This is a genomic window from Pseudoalteromonas sp. M8, from assembly GCF_018141365.1.
In the GTDB taxonomy this organism is placed as follows: domain Bacteria; phylum Pseudomonadota; class Gammaproteobacteria; order Enterobacterales; family Alteromonadaceae; genus Pseudoalteromonas.
In genome coordinates this window covers 3,041,202-3,061,353 of the sequence record NZ_CP047240.1, presented here as the reverse complement: position 1 = coordinate 3,061,353, position 20,152 = coordinate 3,041,202, and the positions used below count along the sequence as shown (strand labels likewise).

At 43.3% G+C, this 20,152-nt stretch carries 23 protein-coding genes; 16 read left to right on the top strand and 7 right to left on the bottom strand.

The window, feature by feature from the left end; all coding sequences use genetic code 11:
- Nucleotides 1-43 precede the first annotated feature (43 nt).
- From pyrC to GSF13_RS18585, 3 genes are all read left to right on the top strand, one after another.
- Complete coding sequence (gene pyrC / locus GSF13_RS18595) at nt 44-1,081, top strand: dihydroorotase (protein WP_174169966.1); 1,038 nt, start codon at nt 44-46, stop codon at nt 1,079-1,081.
- Between the two features lie 167 nt (nt 1,082-1,248).
- The gene (locus GSF13_RS18590) at nt 1,249-1,554 is read left to right on the top strand and encodes an H-NS histone family protein (protein WP_010606613.1); all 306 of its coding nucleotides are present in this window, start codon (nt 1,249-1,251) and stop codon (nt 1,552-1,554) included.
- A 102-nt stretch (nt 1,555-1,656) separates the two neighbouring features.
- Nucleotides 1,657-3,411 carry a DEAD/DEAH box helicase gene (locus tag GSF13_RS18585; RefSeq protein ID WP_206473411.1) on the top strand — a complete coding sequence of 585 codons (1,755 nt, stop codon included), beginning with the start codon at nt 1,657-1,659 and terminating at the stop codon, nt 3,409-3,411.
- 16 nt (nt 3,412-3,427) lie between these two features.
- Here the strand turns inward: GSF13_RS18585 and GSF13_RS18580 are convergent, their stop codons facing one another.
- Nucleotides 3,428-3,760: a ribonuclease E inhibitor RraB gene (locus GSF13_RS18580; RefSeq protein WP_010606615.1), complete on the bottom strand. Its 333-nt coding sequence runs from the start codon at nt 3,758-3,760 to the stop codon at nt 3,428-3,430.
- A gap of 238 nt (nt 3,761-3,998) precedes the next feature.
- On the opposite strand from GSF13_RS18580, the gene GSF13_RS18575 reads away from it, so the two are divergent.
- The 6 genes from GSF13_RS18575 to GSF13_RS18560 are packed head-to-tail and all read left to right on the top strand — an operon-like array spanning nt 3,999 to nt 11,078.
- Nucleotides 3,999-5,504 carry a POTRA domain-containing protein gene (locus GSF13_RS18575; protein WP_249122704.1) on the top strand — a complete coding sequence of 502 codons (1,506 nt, stop codon included), beginning with the start codon at nt 3,999-4,001 and terminating at the stop codon, nt 5,502-5,504.
- On the top strand, nt 5,432-5,680 hold the full coding sequence (locus GSF13_RS24820; protein WP_349251768.1) for a BamA/TamA family outer membrane protein: 249 nt from the start codon (nt 5,432-5,434) through the stop codon (nt 5,678-5,680). Before GSF13_RS18575 ends, GSF13_RS24820 begins: the two co-directional genes overlap by 73 nt.
- 52 nt (nt 5,681-5,732) lie before the next feature.
- Complete coding sequence (locus GSF13_RS18570) at nt 5,733-8,249, top strand: hypothetical protein (protein ID WP_249122703.1); 2,517 nt, start codon at nt 5,733-5,735, stop codon at nt 8,247-8,249.
- Entirely contained in the window at nt 8,246-9,391 is a 1,146-nt protein-coding gene (locus tag GSF13_RS24815) for a translocation/assembly module TamB domain-containing protein (RefSeq protein ID WP_249122702.1), read from the top strand. Before GSF13_RS18570 ends, GSF13_RS24815 begins: the two co-directional genes overlap by 4 nt.
- On the top strand, nt 9,388-10,209 hold the full coding sequence (locus tag GSF13_RS18565; protein ID WP_211866640.1) for a transporter substrate-binding domain-containing protein: 822 nt from the start codon (nt 9,388-9,390) through the stop codon (nt 10,207-10,209). Before GSF13_RS24815 ends, GSF13_RS18565 begins: the two co-directional genes overlap by 4 nt.
- A gap of 2 nt (nt 10,210-10,211) precedes the next feature.
- Nucleotides 10,212-11,078: a peptidylprolyl isomerase gene (locus GSF13_RS18560; protein ID WP_211866638.1), complete on the top strand. Its 867-nt coding sequence runs from the start codon at nt 10,212-10,214 to the stop codon at nt 11,076-11,078.
- A 307-nt stretch (nt 11,079-11,385) separates the two neighbouring features.
- Here the strand turns inward: GSF13_RS18560 and queF are convergent, their stop codons facing one another.
- On the bottom strand, nt 11,386-12,231 hold the full coding sequence (queF, locus tag GSF13_RS18555) for an NADPH-dependent 7-cyano-7-deazaguanine reductase QueF (protein WP_206473367.1): 846 nt from the start codon (nt 12,229-12,231) through the stop codon (nt 11,386-11,388).
- A gap of 127 nt (nt 12,232-12,358) precedes the next feature.
- On the opposite strand from queF, the gene syd reads away from it, so the two are divergent.
- Entirely contained in the window at nt 12,359-12,910 is a 552-nt protein-coding gene (gene syd / locus GSF13_RS18550) for a SecY-interacting protein (RefSeq protein WP_211866636.1), read from the top strand.
- A 28-nt stretch (nt 12,911-12,938) separates the two neighbouring features.
- Here syd and GSF13_RS18545 read toward each other — a convergent pair whose 3' ends face one another.
- The 3 genes from GSF13_RS18545 to GSF13_RS18535 all read right to left on the bottom strand — a co-directional run bounded on the left by GSF13_RS18545 (nt 12,939) and on the right by GSF13_RS18535 (nt 14,271).
- Complete coding sequence (locus GSF13_RS18545; protein WP_102057222.1) at nt 12,939-13,712, bottom strand: Zn-ribbon-containing protein; 774 nt, start codon at nt 13,710-13,712, stop codon at nt 12,939-12,941.
- A complete protein-coding gene (locus GSF13_RS18540; RefSeq protein ID WP_010606623.1) occupies nt 13,712-13,972 on the bottom strand; it encodes a hypothetical protein in 261 nt (86 codons plus the stop codon). The genes GSF13_RS18545 and GSF13_RS18540 overlap by 1 nt, the downstream gene beginning before the upstream one ends.
- 71 nt (nt 13,973-14,043) lie before the next feature.
- Nucleotides 14,044-14,271 (bottom strand): DUF2789 domain-containing protein, encoded by a 228-nt coding sequence (locus tag GSF13_RS18535; protein ID WP_010370914.1) that lies wholly within the window; start codon nt 14,269-14,271, stop codon nt 14,044-14,046.
- A 276-nt stretch (nt 14,272-14,547) separates the two neighbouring features.
- Here GSF13_RS18535 and GSF13_RS18530 point away from each other — a divergent pair, with 276 nt between their 5' ends.
- A complete protein-coding gene (locus tag GSF13_RS18530; protein ID WP_010606625.1) occupies nt 14,548-15,180 on the top strand; it encodes a GNAT family N-acetyltransferase in 633 nt (210 codons plus the stop codon).
- 1,148 nt (nt 15,181-16,328) lie between these two features.
- Entirely contained in the window at nt 16,329-16,676 is a 348-nt protein-coding gene (locus tag GSF13_RS18525) for a DUF805 domain-containing protein (protein WP_095727928.1), read from the top strand.
- 78 nt (nt 16,677-16,754) lie between these two features.
- Here the strand turns inward: GSF13_RS18525 and GSF13_RS18520 are convergent, their stop codons facing one another.
- Nucleotides 16,755-17,060 (bottom strand): DUF3301 domain-containing protein, encoded by a 306-nt coding sequence (locus GSF13_RS18520; protein WP_211866635.1) that lies wholly within the window; start codon nt 17,058-17,060, stop codon nt 16,755-16,757.
- Nucleotides 17,061-18,089 (bottom strand): DUF3549 family protein, encoded by a 1,029-nt coding sequence (locus tag GSF13_RS18515; RefSeq protein WP_211866633.1) that lies wholly within the window; start codon nt 18,087-18,089, stop codon nt 17,061-17,063.
- A 158-nt stretch (nt 18,090-18,247) separates the two neighbouring features.
- Between GSF13_RS18515 and GSF13_RS18510 the strand changes: the two genes are divergently transcribed.
- The 4 genes from GSF13_RS18510 (at nt 18,248) to GSF13_RS18495 (ending at nt 20,148) form a co-directional block, all read left to right on the top strand.
- Nucleotides 18,248-18,565 (top strand): YqcC family protein, encoded by a 318-nt coding sequence (locus tag GSF13_RS18510; protein WP_010370929.1) that lies wholly within the window; start codon nt 18,248-18,250, stop codon nt 18,563-18,565.
- Nucleotides 18,565-19,299: a tRNA pseudouridine(65) synthase TruC gene (truC, locus tag GSF13_RS18505; protein WP_102057217.1), complete on the top strand. Its 735-nt coding sequence runs from the start codon at nt 18,565-18,567 to the stop codon at nt 19,297-19,299. The genes GSF13_RS18510 and truC overlap by 1 nt, the downstream gene beginning before the upstream one ends.
- Complete coding sequence (locus tag GSF13_RS18500; RefSeq protein WP_010606632.1) at nt 19,299-19,742, top strand: flavodoxin; 444 nt, start codon at nt 19,299-19,301, stop codon at nt 19,740-19,742. The genes truC and GSF13_RS18500 overlap by 1 nt, the downstream gene beginning before the upstream one ends.
- Before the next feature lie 205 nt (nt 19,743-19,947).
- Nucleotides 19,948-20,148, top strand: a complete 201-nt coding sequence (locus tag GSF13_RS18495) for a hypothetical protein (RefSeq protein WP_010606633.1) — start codon at nt 19,948-19,950, stop codon at nt 20,146-20,148.
- Nucleotides 20,149-20,152: the final 4 nt, after the last annotated feature.

Below are 20,152 nucleotides of genomic sequence, written 5' to 3'. Positions count from 1 at the left end.
TGTGCAGCCTATGATCGGGCAAATTCAGCAGTGGAAGAGAGCAATGACGAGCAAACAAACGCTAACGATTACACGACCAGATGATTGGCATGTGCACCTACGTGATGGTGATGTATTGGTCGATACGGTAAGAGATATTAGTCGCTATATGGGCCGCGCGATTATCATGCCAAATCTGGTCCCACCAGCAACTTGCACAGAGACTGCTTTGGCTTATCGTGACCGCATAATGGCCGCTAATCCTCAAGGTAACTTTCAGCCTCTAATGGTGTTGTACCTTACGGATAACACTACTCCTGAAGAAATAAAAAAAGCGAAAGCAACCGGTCATATCGTTGCTGCTAAGTTGTATCCAGCCGGTGCGACGACAAACTCAGCGTCGGGGGTAACGGATATTGAAAACGTGTATCCAGCACTTGAAGCGATGCAAGAAGTTGGCATGTTGCTGCTTGTGCACGGTGAAGTGACGGACTCATCTATTGATATTTTTGATAGAGAAAAAGTATTCCTTGAGACGAAGCTATCTAAAGTCGTTGATAACTTTCCAGCGCTAAAAATCGTACTCGAACATATCACAACAAAAGATGCCGTTGATTTTGTCAATCAAGCACCTGACAACGTTGCAGCAACTATCACTGCTCATCACTTGCTTTATAACCGCAATCATATGTTGGCTGGTGGTATTCGCCCTCACTATTATTGCTTACCTATCTTAAAGCGTAATACACATCAACAAGCGCTAATTGAAGCGGCGACAAGCGGAAGTAAGAAATTCTTTTTGGGCACTGATTCAGCCCCTCATGCGAAAGATAAAAAAGAAGCCGCATGTGGCTGTGCCGGTGCATACACTGCACATGCCGCAATAGAGCTATACGCCGAAGCATTTGAAGACGCGGGAGAGCTTGATAAATTAGAAGGCTTTGCGAGTCACTTTGGTCCGGACTTTTATGACTTACCACGCAATACAGATACCATTACGCTGACCAAGTCTCCTTGGCAAGTGCCTGATGCATACAAATTAGGTGAAGGATCTGTTGTTCCTATTAAAGCGGGTACAACTATTGACTGGAAAGTTGAATGAGATTTAAACAAAATGTAATTAAATCTTCTTAATCCTAACTAGAAAGCGCTATTATGGCGCTTTTTTCGTAACAAAATTAAAATTCACAGAATACAATTTGTTTTTTATTAATTTTAATATAGTATTCAATATAAATATTAAAACTAAGCTTAATTGAGAGAGTATCAATGCGTGAGATCAAGTCTTTTATTAAAAATGCAAGCTACGGTGATTTAGAAAAAGCGTTAGAGCTTATCCAAAAAGCACTGGACGAGCAAAAGGAACAACAGCAAGCTAAAGAAGAGGTATTGGCTATGCTGAAAGAAAAAGGACTTACGCTTGATGATTTAGTGGGCACTACGTCAGCTGACCGTCGTTCTAAAGTAAAAGCAAAATACCGTATTGAAAAAGACGGTGAGGTAATCGAGTGGACTGGCCGTGGTAAAACACCTAAAGTATTCCAAGGTGTTAACCTAGATGATTATCTAATCTAATAATGCTTTATTATGAAGGTGGTTCGGTATTGAACAACCTTTGTTTAAATTGCTTAAATAAAAGGCGTACCTTAGTAGGTACGCCTTTTTTGACTTAATTATATATCCCCTGAGGCGCTTATTTACGTTTTAAGACCTTATCAGCAGGAAGCGGTACAAAATACACTGCTCCACTTTCGTAAATCTAGCGAGTCTGCAGTAATTGTTTTGCCTACTGGCGCCGGAAAGAGTTTAGTTATTGCGGAGCTTGCACGGCTTGCTAGGCACAAAATATTAGTGTTGACTCATGTTAAAGAGCTTGTAGAACAAAATGCACAAAAATATAAAAGCTATGGATTACAAGCGAGCATTTTTTCTGCTGGATTAAAAGAAAAGTCGTTACAGCATCAGGTGACTTTTGCCAGTGTGCAGTCGTTGTCTCGAAATTTGTCACAACTTAATCAATTCTATTCATTAGTTATCATTGATGAATGTCACCGAGTAAGTGGTGATGATAATAGTCAGTATCAGCAAATTTTAAACCAGCTGACTGAATTTAATCCTGAATTAAAGTTACTGGGCTTAACAGCAACACCTTATCGCTTGGGTATGGGATGGATATATCATAAGCATTATCACGGTTTTGTGAGGGGGAAAGCAGAATCACCATTTAAGCGGTGTATTTATGAGCTGCCGCTCAGATATATGATAAAAAACTCGTACCTAACGCCACCTAAAAAAATTGATCCAGCGGTTGAAAATTATGACTTTTCTAGTTTAAGTACAGATTCATTTGGGCGTTATTCAGAATCTGATATGAATACATTATTACAGGCTCAGACCCGTGCAACAAAAAGCATTATCTCGCACTTACTAGCGCTAAGTGAGAATAGGGTCGGCGTAATGATTTTTGCCGCGACGGTTATGCATGCAAAAGAAATTCTCGGCTATTTACCTGAGCAATATAGTGCGCTAATAACGGGTGAAACCAAATCTGCCGTGAGAGATGCACTTATCGTCCAGTTCAAAAATAGAGAAATTAAGTATTTAGTGAATGTTTCTGTGCTGACTACCGGGTTTGACGCGCCCCATGTTGATGTTATCGCTATCTTGAGACCCACGGAGTCCGTGAGCCTCTATCAGCAGATTGTAGGCAGAGGACTTAGGTTAGACGAAAATAAAGAAGATTGCTTTGTCATTGATTATGCTGGCAATGACTTTGACTTATTTGCACCTGAAGTGGGAAGTAAAAAGCCAAATTCAGACAATGAGCCCGTACAGGTGCTGTGTCCTGGTTGTGGCTTTGCCAATATTTTCTGGGGCAAGGTAGACGAGCAAGGCAAGCTTATTGAGCATTTTGGTAGGCGCTGTCAGGGGTTGCTTGAAGACGATGAAGGTCACTCACAGCAATGTGATTATCGTTTTAAGTTTAAAGAATGTGAGCAGTGCGGTGCAGAAAATGATATTGCTGCAAGGCAATGTCATCAGTGCGGCGGAATAATGGCAGACCCAGATGATAAGCTGCGCGCGGCACTGAATTTAAAACATGCAATGGTATTACGCTGTAGCGGGCTATGTAGCGAAGTACTCGGTGGCAATAAATTAAAAATTACTTACTTTGATGAGGATGGGGCAAGTTGCAGTGAAGTCTATGACTTTTCTAATCAAAAGAGCCTATTTATATTCCACCAGCAATTTGCAAAGCGGAGAAAGTCAACATCGGCACCTGCGCAATGGCAGTCAGCTGAAGAAGTGATAGATACTGACTTAATTGCACCGGATTTTGTGATTGCTAAATTACACAAGAAGTTTGGTTGGCAGGTTTCTGAAAAGCTGTTTGATTATCAAGGAAACTACAGAAAGGCCGACAAAAGTTAGCTTTTCTGTAGCAAGTTTATTCTTCCGAGGCCATTAAGCCCCAGCCATCACCATATCCTTCATAGCCATTGGCTATGCTTTCTAGGTATTGCTCTGTCTGACTCAGCAGCTCGTGCATAGGGACCATAGTCACTGTGGTGATCACTTCCCAAACGCCAGTATCAGGACATTGTTGTAACTGGGTTTTAGGTGCTAATTCATCTTTCTCAATCGCGCTACTGAAGCGCTTAGCATCATCAGCTTGCTCGAAAAGAATATAAAAATCGATATTCTGCATTTGCGTCAGATCAACGCCAGCAGCGGCAATCTCAGCTAAAAGTTCACCGTTATCATCATTTGGGAATTGCATAATTTCACTCTGCAGGTTCAATTGCTGCTATTGTCCGTCATCTGCAAGAAAATAAAAAGGATGAATGTAAATAAATGTGCGATAAAGCCACTGCGTTACATCAAAATACACCCTATGTTCAGCTTAAGCTCAGTAAAATTGCACTTTCTCTGAAAAGTCGTTTTACAGTATCCATTTTCACAAGCACAATGGCGTTATCGATGCCCATAAGTCGCGATATTTAGGTCGTTTTATTTAAATGAAGCCGTATTTCTCTTGTTTAACACTAGCGCTTTTTTTGTGCTGCTTTTCCTCGTTTAACGCAGGTGCGGAGTCTCGCCCTGCATCAGTAAAAATCTCCAACATTGAAGTCAAAGTCGAAAACGGCGATGTAGAAGACAACATCACTGGTTTTTTAAAATCTTACAAAGGTAAGCCAAAAATCCCTCGGGTGATGAAAGAGGTACGTGCGGACATACGTCGCGCTTTGCATGCTTTAGGTTATTACCATTTTGATATTCAACTCAGTGGAGAAGGGCAAAACGTCATAGCCGAAGTCAAACTTGAAGCACCACTTAAATGGAAAGATATTAATATTGAGCTTGTGGGCACAGGGAAGGACAATGCGGATTTAGTTTCGCTTATCAAAGATGTACCAATCCAAGTTGGCAAGCAAGTTAATCATAGTGATTATCAGGCAACGAAAAGCCGCTTTGAAAGCGAGCTACTAGAACTTGGATATTTTGATTATCAATGGCAGGAGTCCAAGTTGCTTGTTCACAAAGCGAATCGCTATGCTGGCGTGCGACTACTTCTCAACACAGGTAAACGTTATCAATTTGGCGACCTTGCTATTGAGGGAAACACCAAAGCGGCTAACTATATACGTTCGCTAAGCCCATTTTCGAAAGGGCAGCCGTTTGAAGCTAGCCTCTTGTCTGATTTTAATCTTTCTTTAAATGCCACACCTTATTTTAGTGCGATAAAGGTTTATCCGCTGTTAAAGGACCGGACGAGCGATCAGATCCCCGTTCGAGTGAGTGTTGAAGACAAACCCGCAAATAGCTTTGAAGTGGGTGCTGGCTACAGTGATGATGTGGGTGCAAAAACCCGTTTTAAGTGGACTAAACCTTGGATCACCGAGGATGGCCATTCCTTTGAATCCAATCTGAGGCTGTCGCAAAAGCAACAAGATATCACTGCCAGTTATACCATTCCAGTAGACAATCCTAACGACGATTTATGGCGTGTGTTAGGCGGTTATAAGGTGCAGGATGAAGTAACTGAAGGGATCAACAGCCGGATTTGGAACGTACAAGTACAGCGACAATGGCTAACGGATGACGAGTGGGTGAGGACGGCGTTTTTGAAACGTGAACACGAAACTACGGAACAGCTAGGCGAAAAACAACGGACGGAAATGTTGATCCCAGGTATTAGCTACTTAAAGAAAGAAAGTAAAGGTGGAGCGTTACCTTATTGGGGGAACGAGCGCCTGATCTCCATTGAAGCTGCAGCAGATTCTGTACTATCGTCTGCAAATATGTTGAAAGTGAGATGGAACAATGAATGGTTAAGAAGCTTTGAAACCAAGCACTTGTTTTTTGGTCGTTTAGACTTAGGGGCGATTGTGACAAAGGATATTGACCAAATTCCGTTTACCCATCGTTTTCTTGCAGGGGGGATCAGAGTATCCGTGGTTTTGCCTATGAATCTATCGGCCCTCGCGATGACGAAGGGCGCATACTTGGCGGCAGATATTTAGCCACTGGTACAGTGGAATATAACTATCAATTCCATCCAAGTTGGCGAGCTGCTTTGTTTGTTGATGCGGGTACTGCAACGAACGATTTCTCGGACGCTTGGGAGGTTGGAGCTGGGTTTGGTTTTCGTTATTTAACCCCGTTGGTCCAATCCGGCTCGATCATGCTTGGGGGCTGACCAAAGAAAGTAAAAGCACCCGTCTCAGTATTGTTATAGGACCTGAAATCTAATGCAGTTCAGAAGCTTAAGAATCAAAATCATTACTGCCATTATTAGCTTATTTTTACTTTTGGTTTGTTTATGCTTTACCTTGCCTGGGCAAAAGTTACTGGTTTGGGTAGCGAATAAAACGGTTTCAGGGTTAGAAATCGATGGCTTAGATAAGCGCTTGTTATCTGGCGCCAATCTTACGTTGCGTTATCACAATGACAATATAGATATTCGTCTTAGAGACACCAAAGTCACTGTTGAGTGGTTGACCTGTGCCAGCGTTTGCATTGCGCTAGACGCAAAAACGATAGCGATCGTACAAAAGCAGAAAAGTGTCAGCGAAGCGGAAACTACTGAAAGTGGCCAAGTTGAGTTACCACTGCCAATTGCAATAAAACGTGCTCAAGTTCAGCAATTCTCGTTGGACACGCCGGAAATTACTGTGCGATTGCAAGGCTTAGACACGCAGTTTTCAGGTTCTGGCTCACATTTTAATGTCCCTTTTTTGCTGTTAGACAGTGTGAAGTTGACCACAAAGGCAACTGAACAGCCTGTGCCTGCAAAATCGCCAGCACCACTTAATGCAATAGCGCCACTCCAGCTGCCTAAGATAGACCTACCGCTAACCGCTGAGCTCGGCGAGTTAAAGATTAACAACCTCGCGGTAGATGAGCAGACACTTGAGAATATCAAGCTTTCTCAAGTTGTAGTGGATGAAAATGTGGACGTGGAGCAGGTTCAGCTTAACTATCAAGAATGGTTTATATCAGCAGCGGCAGAAATCTTGCTTAATGACTGGACTATTGATCTGAGGTCAACCTTGAGCGCGCCACAGGGATTAGCCAGTTTAACACTGGCGGGTCGCCCTCACGATCTCACGCTTACTTTGAATAGCGAGGGAATGGCTTTTGCACAACTGCAAGCCCATGCGGATTTGACAGCGACAAACTGGCCTTTTGATTTACAGGGTCAAATAGATAAATTAGTTATTCCTTCAGAGCCCACGACTTTAAAAGGTGCGACACTCGGCTTGAGCGGGGATGCCTCAAAATACAATTTGTCAGGCTCAATCGCTGTTAATACTGTGCAGTTTGGTGATGTTACCGCGACACTTGAAGGGCAAGGTGGACTACAAGCGTTTACATTAGCTAAAGCAAAGCTTCAGCTTGAAAAAGCGCAAGCGCAAATCGCGGGACAAGTGAACTGGTCGCAAGGGGTGAAGGGTAAAGTGAACGGGGACTTTTCTCAGCTACCAGTCGATAGATTACTAGGGCTAGTGCAATACGATGCAGGCCTGACGAAAAACGATATGCTGGCAGGGCAATTCGCGTTTGATTTTATGAGTCAAGGTGAGCAGTGGCAGGTTAATGTTGAGCGCTTTAAGCTCGATGGTAAAGTGGCGGGTACACCACTTAATGCGGACGTTAAGGTCGTTGTGGATGAGAGCCTGCTAGGTGAGTTTAGCCATGCACGCCTGAATTATGGCAAAAATAGCCTGACGGTAAGCGGTGAGCTTGGTCAGCAGTTAGATCTCGATATTGACTTTCAGTTTGAGCAGGCGGCAAATACGCTTATTCCAGCTGACTTAAAGGGCAGTGGTGAAATCTTTGTTCAGGGCGACCACCTCAAGCCAAGGATTCAGACCGATATTGAGTTTGACTCTGTGCGTTACCAGAATATAGCACTACATGGCTTAACGACGAAAGGCACGGTTGATATTGCCAATGAAGTGACTGGGCAAATTAAAATGGCATTAGACCGTTTGATTGTTGACTCTGAAATGGTTGAAGACATTCGTTTAGCTGTGAAAGGCAATCAGCAGCAACATAACGCGACATTGGATATTCGTGATAAACGAGTGGTTGCAAGCTTTGAAATCAATGGCAAGATGCAGCAGTCAACTTGGCAGGGAGAATTGTCGTCTGGTGAGGTAACTTCTCAAGGGCAAACAATTGCATTGCAAAGTCCCGCCGCAATCGTGATCAGTGATGTCAGCCAGCGCATTGCAAAGCAGTGTTGGCAGATGGATGATACTGGTTTGTGTTTTGCAGCCGAGCAACAAGGCACACAAGGGCAGGCCGATGTTAAATTGGAGAAGTTGGCACTGGCTAAACTACAAACTTGGTTGCCAGCAGAGCTCAAAATAACAGGTGAAACTCAGGCCGTGGCTAAACTTGCGTGGCAAAACGGCCAAGTAACGCGAGCCGATGGCGAGCTGAACATTGTTGATGCCGGCATTACGACTCATGGGCAAACATTTTCAATTTCTGAATTTAAAGCGTTACTAAAAACCAATAACAAGCAAATCCACGCTGATTGGCGCATGACCTCCGAAACCTTAGGTAAGTTCAGTGGTGATACGCGTGTGCCGCTAGATAAACAATCCCCCCAATTAGCTGGTAACGTAAAAATAGAGTCAATTGAGCTGGCTAAGTTGTCAGCGCTACTAAACCGAGTAACGGAACAAAGTTTTGACCTGCAAGGGGAAGTGTTAGGGGATATAAATATTTCAGGTAGCCTCGCGGCCCTGAAGTGAACGGTAAACTAACTGCTCAGCGCTTATTTATGTCTTCTGACTCTTTGCCTGTTGAAATTGATAAAGGTCACATCAATCTTGATTTTAATGCCACTTCAGCTCAACTTGAGGCTGAGTTAACAGCAGCAAAAGGCGGCAAGGTAGCACTAACTGGCGAAGCCTATTGGTCGCCCGAGCTCTCTGCTGAAGTCAAAATAAAGGGCGAAAATATTTATGTGCAACCAGACTCACAGATTGAACTAACCGCAAGCCCAGATCTAACACTTGCCTATAAAGATAAGATTGCGCGAGTACTTGGAGAAATTGTGGTGCCGTTTGGCCGAGTAAACATTGAATCTCTGCCTGAGGGAGTCACCTCGCCAAGCGACGATGAAGTCATTGTTGATGCTAAGGTGCAAAAGCAGATGTCGGTGCCAGTTCAACATGAAATAGATTTAAAACTGACCGTTAAAGATAATTTTAGGGTGAAGGCGCTTGGGCTAGATAGCTTTGTTACCGGTGCAATCGAAATTGACAAGCAAGTTGAGTCGCCAATGTTAGCAACGGGAGAGTTGCAATTGCGAGAGGGGAAATATCGTGCATTTGGCCAAGACTTGTTGATCCGTACTGGGCAAATTGGCTTCAATGGTGCATTAGATAAACCTTATTTGAACATTCGAGCTATTCGAAATCCAGCGACAACCGCCAATGATGTAATAGCGGGTGTTGAGCTCACGGGCAATATTGCTAAGCCGCGTTTGACTGTGTTTTCAGAGCCTGCAATGGACCAAGCCAAGGCACTGTCATACCTACTTAACGGTCAGCCTTTAGGGGAGTCAGAAACCTCTAACAATGCGCTACTCACGCAGTTTTTACTCTCACAGGGAATTGACCGCAGTGAAGGATTCTTTAGTAAGGCGGGGGAATCGCTTGGACTTTCGGATGTTAACCTATCAGCAAAAGGCAGTGGTGACGATACACAGGTCGAGGTGTCAGGTTACATCACCCCCAATGTTCAGGTCAGTTATCGTGTTGGGGTATTTGAGTCTATTAATGAAATTGCGCTGCGTTATCGTGTTTTTTCGAAGTTTTATGTTGAAGCCACGAGCGGTTTGTACAACAGTATAGACTTCTTATACAAATTTGATTGGGATGATAAATGAAACTGCTTTGGCTCGTTCTAGGTTTTGTGATATTTCCTCTCAAAGCACAAAAAACAACGGAAATTAGAATCAGCGCTGGTGCCGATCCGTACATTATAGAGCTGCTTACTTTGAGTTTATCCTACCAGGTAGAGTCAGCGAGGCTCGTATCAGTGAGAAGTATTCCTTCTCAAGACAGAGCGGTGCGCCTACTTGGAGAAAAAGGGGGGCTGGATGTCAGTTGGTTAGTGACTAACTCACAGCGCGAAAAGGCCGCGAGTGCAATTCGCATTCCCCTAGTGAAAGGGATTTTGGGTTATCGCATTCCTTTAGTGCACAAACATAATCAAGCCTTACTGAGCGGAGTACGCTACATTGGCGACTTGCGCCGAGTTACTTTTGGTTTACGCAGAGATTGGCCAGACCATCAGATTTTTGAGCGTAATGGCCTCAGTGTGACTTCTTTCTCACAAGAAGACAGTGGTTACGACATGCTGTTGAAAAAACGTTTTGATGTGCTACCAAGCGATTTAGTGAGTATTGAAGCTGCCCTGAGTGACACGGATTTGGTAGCAGATCAGCATGTGGTGTTTTACTATCCTTCGGCGGTATATTTTTTTGTTTCTCACGACAACCCGTTGCTCCATAGCCAAATTGAGAAAGGCCTTAAAAGCGCACTGCAAGATGGCCGATTCGAGGCGTTATTTTTAAAACACTTTTCCGCTCGTCTTGAAAAGCTAGATCTTAAAAACAAAACAGTCATAGAATTAGACAACCCAAACCTGCCACCCAGTGCGCCGTTGGAGGTGCCATTTTATTGGTATAAACAAGGAAAATAATAATGAAAAAAACCTTACTACTTATTGCGCTTGGCATAAGTTCATCTCTTGTCTTAGCAAAACCTTATACAAAGTCACCAACGGAAGTTGTCGCTGAGGCCAAAAGCAGCGACTGGCAGCAGCTGGACCCTGAAAATATTCTTAAAATAGAATTACAAACAGGATCGGTCTATATCGCGCTTAACCCTGAACTTGCGCCCAATCATGTGGCAAATATTAAAGCGTTAGCGCGAGAGGGGTTTTACACAAACTTGAGTATGTATCGGTTCGTGGAAAACTTTGTGGCCCAAGGCGGTGATATGTCGGACAATAAAATGCCGCAAAAAGGAAAAAAAGCGATTGCCGCTGAGTTTTTTCATAGCACAGAATCAACCTTGAAGATCACACCTCTTGCTGCTGTAGACGGCTACGCGCCGCGTACCGGGTTTTTAAATGGTTTTGCCGTAGGACAAAATGAAGCTGGAACTAAAACCTGGATGACACACTGCGTTGGTTCGTTTGCCATGGCCAGAACCAATGATGTTAATAGTGGTGGTACCGAGTTTTACATCACGTTGACGCCGCAGCGGTACCTAGACAAAAACACCACCGTGTTTGGGCAGTTGTTATCGGGAATGGAGCATGTTCAGCATCTAGATCGTAAACCAGTTGCTGGACAAGCGTATAATATTATCAAAGGCGTTACGGTACTTGCTGATGTAAAAGGTGCACCTTCTTTTAAAAGGCTAAAGACAAATACGCCGATTTTTGAGTCGCTAATTGCTGCACGTAAAAATAGAGCGGGAGATTGGTTTGTTGATACGCCAAATCACACCGATATATGTTCGGTCCCCGTCCCTGTTGAAATGGAAGACACGACAGGGGAATAAATAACCTGAGCTGCGGATAATTAATGCCTTTCTAGCAGCTAGTTTTAGCGCTAACTGCGTTGAATTCACTTCCAATAGCCAGCTATTGGTGCGTAAATTCGCCTTGCCTACAGGATGTAGGTACCTTAGCGAGAGCAGGACGCGGAAGCGGTGTTTTCCCTAAAACTCTCTGGCTAGACAAGGAAAAAACTAAGTTGTGCTTTAGCAACAATGAGTTGGAACATTCCTTATCCAAACCTCAGGTTAAATAGCAATACTTAGATGTGATAAAAAGCCAAGCCATGTGAGAACATGGCTTTTTTACGTTTTACTGTCGGTTAGTTCTTACCGTATACGGAGTCTGATCTTGTTCACTCGAACGATATGGATTGATATCTAACCCGCCACGGCGAGTATAGCGTGCATAAACCGATAATTTTTCAGGGTTAAAGGTGCGCCAAAGCTCGCAGTAAATGCGCTCCACACATTGCTCATGGAACTCGTTGTGGTCACGGAATGAGATTAGGTACTTAAGCAGCGCTTCTCGGTCGATTTGCTTACCACGGTAACTTATCACCACGCTTGCCCAGTCTGGCTGTGAGGTGATCAAGCAATTTGACTTGAGTAAGTGGCTGTGAAGCGTCTCGTCGACCACATCCTCAGAGGCAAGTTGTAGTAAGTTACTATTTGGTGTGTAGCTATCAACTTCAATATCCAGCTCGTCGATACACTCACCAGGGAGACGCGAGAAAGGAATACAATCGAATTCGTCTGCGCCAAATAAAGTCACGCTAACTTGGCTATTTGATGCCGTGGAAAGATCCGCAGCTAGCATTTGGCGCACGGTTTCCATCGTATCAAAGCGACTTTGGTTAAAGCTATTCAAGTAAAGTTTGAACGATTTTGACTCAATGATATGCGAGCTTTGGCAAGGAAACACAAAAGTGGCAACCGCAACTTGAGGCTTACCTTTGTTATTGAGCCAAGACAATTCGTAGCCTGTCCAGCTGTCTTCACCTTTGAATGGTAAAGCGGACTCATCAACATTGATTTGGTCACGATTGAGTTTACGTGCAATGGGGTGTAGCAGGCTTGGAGTATAAACACTGGCATATTCTGTGGTTTTACCAAGCACAGAAGATTGCAGCTCTGGCGAATTACTGTAGTCTGTCATGTTAATTCAAATCTCGTTACAATGCGGTCATTATAACGAATGTTCACCTCGGGATTAATAGCAATTTGCTTAATTACACGAAACAAGTATTCAGCCCGAGGTGAGAAAAATAAAGAGAGCTTTATATATGACTCAGCCCGTAAATATGACGCGCTTGCATCAAGCCTATGCAGACTATCATCAACAGACCTTCAAAGATTTACCGAGTACCGAGCATGATGAAAGTTGGCCGAGCCCATGTGAGCAGGGTGAACCGAACAAGCTTAACGAGATAAAATGGCTAGCGGTAGCGCGCTCGCCAGCGGGACATCTAAATGATTTAGCCAGAGCGTTGGAAACGCAATTTCCTGAGGGATTGAACGGACTGTATGGTGATTTCTTTGCTGGCAATATCGTGGCATTTATTGAGGGTAAGCAAATTGAGCTACTGCAAGCATGGAACGAAGATGACTTCGAGCGCTTGCAGCAAAATATCACCGGCCATATTTTAATGAAGCGCAGGCTCAAACAACCTGAAACCGTATTTATTGGCTTAACAGAAGCAGACGACTTATTGGTGTCGGTCGATGTCGCTACGGGTCAAGTTGGGTTAGAGTTTGTCGGTAAGAAACAGCATCATGTTTTGGCTGATTCTATCGCGGAGTTTGTAGAAAAACTGACAGTCAACTATCCAATATAGCTAGTTGGTATCAAGGAGCTTGCGCTCCTTATTGAAAGTCCCACGAAATATTCGAGACCAATTGGCAAGTTTCGCAGCGAAAGTCGAAAAGGCCGAACCAAGGCTCCTCGAGTAACCAGTCTCCCTGACAGCTTGGGCATTTTCTTGCTTTTTCTGCGGCGAGGTTTTCGCCGCCAACACGATACAGATAATAGTAAACCGGTTTTTTCGTGAGATAGCGAATACGTTTGCTCAAATCCATGCCACGTCTAAACAAATCACTACCCGTACTGGAAATTTCCTCTAGTGCAGCAAATTCGCAGCGAGTCGCACCATTGATCTGTATTTGATCGCAGGCTTGCCAATCTTCTTTCCATTTGATCAGTGTTTTGTAATCGCCATTGGCAATAGCAGGGATTTTATATAAAGGCACTGGTAAAAAGTCGTCGCCACAATACAGTGGACTACAAGTGTGTACGTATGTGGTGTAGAGAATGTAGCTTGACGGCTCATGACAGGCATCAGCGCTGTTGGCATGTATATCTTGCCCAAAAACTTTAACCTTAGGTGCAAGCAAGCCTGATTGCTGTAGCTGGTCAATCGCAAACTTCACAAAAGGACTATGGTTTAATGGATGCAAAGCGTCTTCTTCTGGACACATCACACGAGTGACGAAATAGCCATCTTTAAGTACAGTTGGAAATTCGTCACCAATGATTTGACCATTAAAGCGAAGCGCATTGACCACCCGGTTAATGGCCTGCTCGGCAGCATCTAAGGTGGTTTCCTCATAGCAATCAAAAGTTAAGTCGACAACAAACACTACGACTTCTCCAATAAGGCAATGAGCTTATCAAGCTTAGCTTCAATTCTATCTAATTGGCTTTGTGAACTTGTTTTGACGACCTCTTCAACCTCTTGATAGTGCTCAATACAGGTAGGGTCTTGTTTGTACGCAGCAATGCCTGAGATAACGTCAGGCATTGCGACGCTTTGAGTTAATTTGCTTTTTGTTAGCGCGACAGTTGGAGTCTTCCCACTATCGACTAATTTTTTGATAGCTCTGGCAACGGCAGGATGCATAGAGGTTCCTAAACGTCTTAATCATAGGAGTGGATCATAGCACCAAGTTACGTAAGGAGCGATTGCTTTAGCTATCTTAACATCGCATCTAGTTCGTCAATGATTTCACTCCAATCGGCGTCTTCTTTTAGCGATTCTTCAATAAAGTGACGTTGCCCTTCATTCCAAAATGGTGCTTGGCTTAACAGCATATCGTCAGGAAGGCGATGTTGTTTGACAAACCCTTCGATTGCCTTGGGATTGTTGTCGAGCCCAAGTTGGGCAAATAAAGTACTCATAGTGTGGCGACTAGTATCCATTTCGTTCTCCCTCGTTTGCTTGAATTTTACTCACTAACTATAGTAAAGGTGGTTGTAAAACCTTTAGCAAGTCATCATCGATAAAAATCATAATGACTAATGCGAGGATAAATATACCTGTCCACGACTGAATAAATTGTGACTTGTATCAATATCTACCACTAGCGAGTAGCCGTACATTATTAAAGTACACAGAAAAAATTCTGAGGTTTTGATATTAAGTAGTATTTCGGCATGATTATCAGAAGCTTGGGACAATAACAATAAGGAACCATGATGTCAGTAGAAACTTCTCAACATGAATTAATCGTTAGATATTTAAATCCAGAAGATATCAACGTAGCCGCGAGTGTGTTGTATCAGGCTTACCATGATGATCCGTTACTCAAGCAGGTATTGGAGGCAAAACAAGAAGCAATTTTTGAAAAAAAACTCAGAGCCTTAATACGAGAGGAGCTGTCGGCATTTGGTCAAACGGGGCAGCCGATGGTGGGGTTATATCATCAAGATAGATTGGTCGCGGTAGCATGCGTTATTGCAAATGGCGATGAATTGGACGCAAATCGGCAGTGGCATTGGCGATTACGACTCATGATGAGTGCGGGATATTTGCAAACGCAGCAGCTTATCGATAAAGAAAAGTCGATTAGACAAGCGTTGCAAACGCAAGAGCCGTGTCACTTTTTATCTCTAATTGCCGTTGACCCACATGTTCAAGGGCTTGGCTATGGCCACTATTTACTCACTGCGTTGGATGATTTAATTGCACAAAGTGAAGAAACGAAAGGGATGGCAGTATTTATTACTAAGCCAGAACAAGCGCAGTTTTTTGCGGGTCACGGTTATCAAGTTCTGCAAAAGATGGCGTTTAGCTCAGTAGAGGGCACATTACTATTTAAGAGCAAATAGCAACAATGGAAATTACCATGTAAGAGATCTCGTACGAGAATGTGGGTTAAGGCGCTTTGTAGTACCGAATTTGTAGTGTGATTTTTAGTTACCCTTCTGTTTTTAAAGAAGTTACTTTGTTTTTCTTTTAAATGACAGCAAAAAGATTGTTCGGAGCTATCTAACAAAAGTGCTCAATCCCCGTAAACTTAACAATGTAAGGAAACACAAGAGCAGGAGCTCAGCGTCAAAGGATAAGGAATTTGACAACAAGAGAAGGATGTATTGCATAGGGCAAGGAAGATCAGGAACTCGAGGAAGCGAGTGTGAAGCGGAGCTTCACTAGGGATAAGGAGACACATGGAGTGTCAAGGAGCGCGGGAAGCGTAGTGGAGCAAGGAAGAGCTGATAAGGACGAGCAAGGCTCTAGGATGAGGGAGCGCAATTTGGATGATTGCGAAGTGGATGGGTTACACTGGACGTAACAATGTATAGGGAGCACATAGGGATTATGTGAAGCGGAGCCAAGGTGGCATTGGAGCGCGGGAAGCGAAGTGGAGGCCAAGGTGGCTAAAATGGAGATGCATTGGAAGTGCTAATGGATGACACAAGGATGGGATTCGGGTAGGTCGGAGTACATACCCGTTCAGGGGAAGAAGAATTGGCGGATGGCTTTTGGGTTGTAAAGCAGAGGAATTGGATACCTCTTGGGATAATCGTCAGGATTGAGGCGCAGCAGATAGGCTAGCGCCTTAGTTTTTTGTGACGGTTGTAAATTGGATGTATATTTTCCTAGTAACTTAGTTGAAGTTCTCAAAACTCTCCGCTTGCAGTTTCATTCTTATCTTTCGATCTCATTGCTAGATTATTCCACTCTCATTTTAGTCTTATACTGATTAGTCTTAATACTTGCTCAATTTTAAGGAGCAAATCTGACGCTAACCGCGTTAAAAATTTCTCATTTAGAACAACTAAATAGCAAAATTTTTGCCTTGCCTTGCCTTGCCTTGCCTTGCCTTGCCTGCATGGATGTTGGTACCTTGGCGATAGCAGGACGCGGTAGTGGTGTTATCGCTAAGATTCTCCCGCCTCAAAATAGATCACTTAATTAAGCGAATTGGTATTGTTTTTTAGTGCGCGATGTTGGCGCAATAGTTAAGGAAAAAGAAATGGAATGGTATCTAACAGTATTAAAAAGATATTCCGATTTTAGTGGACGTTCAAGACGCAAAGAATACTGGATGTTTATCTTAATAAATGCGTTGATAGGCTTTGCAATTGGTATTGTCGACGGGCTTTTTGGAACTCTGTTTTTGACAGGTATCTATTATTTGGTGGTTCTAGTACCGACAGTTGCAGTATCTATTCGTCGTCTTCACGACACTGGACGCTCGGGCTGGTGGCTTCTAGTGAGCTTTGTACCTATCGTTGGCTTATTAGTGATTATATATTTCACCACTATGGATAGCGAGGTTGGTGAAAACGACTACGGGCCAAGCGTCAAAGGGTATGTTTAAAATAGTTGTACTATTATAAATTCAGTGCAGGCACTTGTATTTATATGAATTTAAGTGCCTACTTTCGCACCCATCGGATTAACTTGCGATTTTATAAGCGGGCAATTCTTTTTTGACTAATCGTTCATTTTCTAAGTAAAGCTTACCTTGATAGGCTGACTCGCCATCTGAACTAAACTCAAACATAAATTGGCTTTTTATTCCAAGTTTGCCGTCTTTTAATACGCCAAAACGGCGCTTAATACAGGCAACACTTAACAGTTGCACTTGCAAACTTTCAGCTTGATACTGTGCATGTCTATTTGCCGCTTCTGCGATCTGGCGACTATACCAAAATAGCGCGATACCAGATGATACGATGATAAAAAGCCAAAGTGTTGTCATTTAAGAAAATAACCTTCCAATTGCACGAGACAGAGTTTCACTGCGATTTTCTGCTCTAATAATCCCTAAAACATGTGGGCGTAACATAGGTATTGCAACTAAGTCTGCGAAAATACTGCCGAAAAGTCCATCGATTTGATTATTCTCAGCGGCTTTTTCCATATAGATAAAAAGCCTTTGCTGGTCGGTTAGTGTTTCCCAAGCACGCCCTGCAATAGTGAGTAAGCAATCTGCATCTGATCCCAATTCGGATGCTAAAATAGCGTCTACTGCATGGGCGATGAGACCAAGCGCGTGACTTCCCGACATCGCACGCAAATTAGTGACTACGGCGTCCTTATCTTGCTGTTGGCATGCATGGGTTAAAGCGGCTAAAAAGTCTTCGGTTTGTGATGTTGAGACCGTAACGTGTTCAAGCATTGCGGCTAATGGGGTCTTAACTTCTGCTGGCAAAAAAGACCACGCCTGTTGCAGGTTGCTCGCGTTATGACCATGGTCTAGACGTAGGGCAAAGTCTGCAATACCTTGTAGCGCTATTTCTTGCCAGCGTTCAAACCCAAGCTTGCCCGAAAAGTAGAGTTCGGCGTGCTCGTAATATTGAGAAGCCGGGCGATTAAGCTCACGCTTTAATAGCGCATTGAATGCAGCGAGTTTGTTCGCGTTTGGCGTGAAGACATAAGGGTTGTTATCAAGTTTCCCTTGAGCGGCTTCGCCCGTGAGTTGAGTACCTAATGCTTCGAGTACCATGGAGGCGAAGTGGTCACGGCTGGCGATAATGAGCTTGCTTTGCTCATCTAGTGGAAACTTTAAAAACCACACATAAGGATCAACGGTTGCTTCATTATCCCAAAATTGAATCGCCATGATGGCATGGCCGCCAAGCGGGTAAGGATAAGGGACTTGAGTACTCTCGATTTGCGCAAACTGCTTCTTATCTATTTTTGTGATACGTCGACCCAGATCATAGACTCGCCACTGTGTACCGGCGTTTGTTAGTAATTCACCTAAAGTTGAAATTTGCGCTGTCATGAATGCTCTATATGTTACTTATATTTTCAATAGCGGCAATTATAGCTACTTTTAGGTGCGCTGATAAGCCTATGAAAAAGGTGCACTTGAGAGAATTGGCTAGCTCCTAAATCATGCAAATTGCTATAATGTAAAAAATTGAGAAAGAGACAGGACCGATGAACTCGGAATTATTGATTCAGTTAGACGAACTTGAGACTTGTTTAAAGGCGACGGGTCTTTGGCAAGACGAGCCAATTTCGGCTAAGGCACTTACCTCTACGGAGCCATTTTGCTGCGATACGATGACCTTCGCGCAGTGGTTGCAATTTGTATTCTTGGGCAAAATGCGAACAATGGTAGAAAGTGGTGAAGCATTACCGGAAAATATGGCGATTGCGCCAATGGCTGAAATGGTGCTGAGTGAACATCTTTATTTTAATGCGGTGCATCAGTGCTTAAAAAACCTCGATAATACAATTGCAAAGAGCGCGTAATGCTTGAGATTTTATATCAAGATGCACATTATGTTGCGATAAATAAGCCGTCAGGGTTATTGGTTCATCGCTCATTTTTGGATAAGCGAGAAACACAATTTGCGATGCAAATGCTACGTGATCAACTTGGTCAACATGTTTTCCCCGTTCACCGTTTAGATAGGCCAACGTCAGGCGTGCTACTGTTTGCACTAAGCTCTGAAGCCGCGCGAGACATGAATGAAATCTTTATTAGCGGTAATATTCAAAAACGCTATTTAGCGCTTGTTCGCGGATTTGCTCCGGAATCTAGATTCATCGACAGACCACTCAAAGAAGAACTTGATAAAATTGCTGATAAGTTTGCCTGTCAGGATAAAGCTCCGCAGGAGGCGCAAACACAGATAAATTGTTTATTGCAGGGTAGCTTGCCAATTCCTTTTGGTAAGTATCCAAGTATTCGCTACTCATTGGTGGAGTGTTTTCCTAAAACGGGTAGAAAACACCAAATCAGGCGCCACCTTAACTATTTAGCACATCCGATTATTGGTGATGTCAATCACGGTGATAATAAACACAACCACTTTTTTGTCGATCATTTTGGCTTACGTCGGTTGATGTTATTTGCAACTAAATTGGAATTTGTACATCCTTATACCAACACGACGATTTCAATTACCGCGGATTTGGGAGAAGAAGCATTGGCTGTCTTCGCTCAGCTCGGCTGGTCAGACAACGAGAAGGATTATAAATAATGGCAAAAGTTTCCATTTTTGTGGGAAGTATGTACGGCAATGCTGAAAACTTGGCAAACGACAGTGCTGAGTTTTTGAATAAATCGGGTCATGAGGCAAGTGTTATTGAGCCTGCTTCCATCGTTGATGTAACGCAAGCTGAAAACATTTTATTTATTTCTTCTACTACCGGATCTGGTGATATTCCCGATAACTTGCTGCCTTTATTTTTGCAAATGCAAAGCGAATTTCCGATGCTAACGGGCAAGAAAGTAGCGGTCATCGCATTGGGGGATTCTAGTTATGGCGATACTTATTGTGGTGCTGGAAAGCAAATTGATGCCCTGATTGAAGAGTTGAACGCCACTCGAGCACAACCGCGTCTAGACATCGATGCCTGTGAATATTTTGAGCCTTGGGAGCCGGCAGAGGCTTGGCTTCAATCATTGGCAAAAAACCTTTAGGTTTTATCTTCTGTTCAAGCATTACCTTTCAATTTACGCGGCTTAATAGGTCGCGTTGCCTGCTTAAATAGCAAACTCATCAGCATAATCATAGTAACGGAAAAATATAAATATTTACATTTCGGTTACGTTGTGTGACATTGGTCTTGGTTGTATGAAAAGTGACCGATATTATAAAATTCAAACTAATGAAAAGGAAAAGACAATGATTAAACCGATTCTATTTGCTGTATCTGCTATTTTCGCCACCGCAATGTCGTCTAATACTACCGCATTCGAAGAAATTTACCTTGAATGTTACAAAAATGGTGAGTTGTTATGGGCTGACTCTTTTTCTGATTATCGAGATGCGGATAACGCATCGAGAATTTGCAGGAGGATTGGTGGTACGCCAATAATGTACTAACGAT

What these genes read in the sequence shown, in the direction of transcription:
- GSF13_RS18530 (WP_010606625.1), top strand. Translation starts at nt 14,548, where the DNA reads ATGTCAGTAGAAACTTCTCAACATGAATTAATCGTTAGATATTTAAAT.
- GSF13_RS18525 (WP_095727928.1), top strand. Translation starts at nt 16,329, where the DNA reads ATGGAATGGTATCTAACAGTATTAAAAAGATATTCCGATTTTAGTGGA.
- GSF13_RS18495 (WP_010606633.1), top strand. Translation starts at nt 19,948, where the DNA reads ATGATTAAACCGATTCTATTTGCTGTATCTGCTATTTTCGCCACCGCA.
- GSF13_RS18515 (WP_211866633.1), bottom strand. Translation starts at nt 18,089, where the DNA reads ATGACAGCGCAAATTTCAACTTTAGGTGAATTACTAACAAACGCCGGT.
- truC (WP_102057217.1), top strand. Translation starts at nt 18,565, where the DNA reads ATGCTTGAGATTTTATATCAAGATGCACATTATGTTGCGATAAATAAG.
- GSF13_RS18565 (WP_211866640.1), top strand. Translation starts at nt 9,388, where the DNA reads ATGAAACTGCTTTGGCTCGTTCTAGGTTTTGTGATATTTCCTCTCAAA.
- GSF13_RS18540 (WP_010606623.1), bottom strand. Translation starts at nt 13,972, where the DNA reads ATGCATCCTGCCGTTGCCAGAGCTATCAAAAAATTAGTCGATAGTGGG.
- GSF13_RS18590 (WP_010606613.1), top strand. Translation starts at nt 1,249, where the DNA reads ATGCGTGAGATCAAGTCTTTTATTAAAAATGCAAGCTACGGTGATTTA.
- GSF13_RS18570 (WP_249122703.1), top strand. Translation starts at nt 5,733, where the DNA reads ATGCAGTTCAGAAGCTTAAGAATCAAAATCATTACTGCCATTATTAGC.
- GSF13_RS18520 (WP_211866635.1), bottom strand. Translation starts at nt 17,060, where the DNA reads ATGACAACACTTTGGCTTTTTATCATCGTATCATCTGGTATCGCGCTA.
- GSF13_RS18575 (WP_249122704.1), top strand. Translation starts at nt 3,999, where the DNA reads ATGAAGCCGTATTTCTCTTGTTTAACACTAGCGCTTTTTTTGTGCTGC.
- queF (WP_206473367.1), bottom strand. Translation starts at nt 12,231, where the DNA reads ATGACAGACTACAGTAATTCGCCAGAGCTGCAATCTTCTGTGCTTGGT.
- GSF13_RS18535 (WP_010370914.1), bottom strand. Translation starts at nt 14,271, where the DNA reads ATGGATACTAGTCGCCACACTATGAGTACTTTATTTGCCCAACTTGGG.
- pyrC (WP_174169966.1), top strand. Translation starts at nt 44, where the DNA reads ATGACGAGCAAACAAACGCTAACGATTACACGACCAGATGATTGGCAT.
- GSF13_RS18560 (WP_211866638.1), top strand. Translation starts at nt 10,212, where the DNA reads ATGAAAAAAACCTTACTACTTATTGCGCTTGGCATAAGTTCATCTCTT.
- GSF13_RS18510 (WP_010370929.1), top strand. Translation starts at nt 18,248, where the DNA reads ATGAACTCGGAATTATTGATTCAGTTAGACGAACTTGAGACTTGTTTA.
- GSF13_RS18500 (WP_010606632.1), top strand. Translation starts at nt 19,299, where the DNA reads ATGGCAAAAGTTTCCATTTTTGTGGGAAGTATGTACGGCAATGCTGAA.
- syd (WP_211866636.1), top strand. Translation starts at nt 12,359, where the DNA reads ATGACTCAGCCCGTAAATATGACGCGCTTGCATCAAGCCTATGCAGAC.
- GSF13_RS18580 (WP_010606615.1), bottom strand. Translation starts at nt 3,760, where the DNA reads ATGCAATTCCCAAATGATGATAACGGTGAACTTTTAGCTGAGATTGCC.